General features: G+C 52.2%; 1 pseudogene. It reads right to left on the bottom strand.

What is annotated here, in order from left to right:
• Window positions 1–822, bottom strand: a pseudogene (locus PVK63_RS19880) (hypothetical protein); the annotation flags it as partial.

Here is an 822-nt window from a genome sequence, read left to right as displayed (position 1 = left end):
TCTTTCTCCGCTGCATTGATGATGTCATCTTCGCCTGAGTTAATCACGACAGTTGGTGCAACATCGCTGCCGTTGTCGCCTTCGCCATCACCAGGCGCCACCAAATCCACGCCTGCCGTATCGCTGCCTGTAGCCGACTTATTGCCTGCCGCATCAACAACGATCGCACTCACTTCTGTTGTTTGACCATCCACTATCGCTGCCGCTGGGATCGCTACGCTGAACTTACCGTCGGTGACGGTAATCTCTGACAGTTTAATGGTCTCTGTTGTGCCATCTGAGAAGGTCACAACCACACTGTCTTCTGCAATGTTCGTACCTTCTGGCAGCGTGATTGTTGCCGTAACACCCGCGTCTTTTTCATCAGCGTTAATGGTGTCATCATCGCCTGAGTTAATCACGACTGTTGGTGCTACATCACCGCCGTTGTCGTCTTCGCCATCACCAGGCGCCACCAAATCAACGCTCGCCGTATCGCTGCCTGTAGCCGACTTATTGCCTGCCCCATCAACAACGATCGCACTCACTTCTGCTGTTTGACCATCCACTATCGCTGCCGCTGGGATCGCTACGCTGAACTTACCGTCGGTGACGGTAATCTCTGACAGTTTAATAGTCTCTGTTGTGCCATCTGAGAAGGTCACAACCACACTGTCTTCTGCCGTGTTTGTACCTTCTGGCAGCGTAATTGTTGCTGTGACACCCGCGTCTTTTTCATCAGCGTTAATGGTGTCATCATCGCCTGAGTTAATCACGACTGTTGGTGCTACATCACCGCCGTTGTCACCTTCGCCATCACCAGGTGCAACCAAATCAACGTCT

It is taken from the genome of Aliivibrio sp. S2TY2 (genome assembly GCF_028765525.1).
In the GTDB taxonomy this organism is placed as follows: domain Bacteria; phylum Pseudomonadota; class Gammaproteobacteria; order Enterobacterales; family Vibrionaceae; genus Aliivibrio; species Aliivibrio finisterrensis_A.
This window is presented reverse-complemented; position numbering and strand designations above follow the sequence as displayed.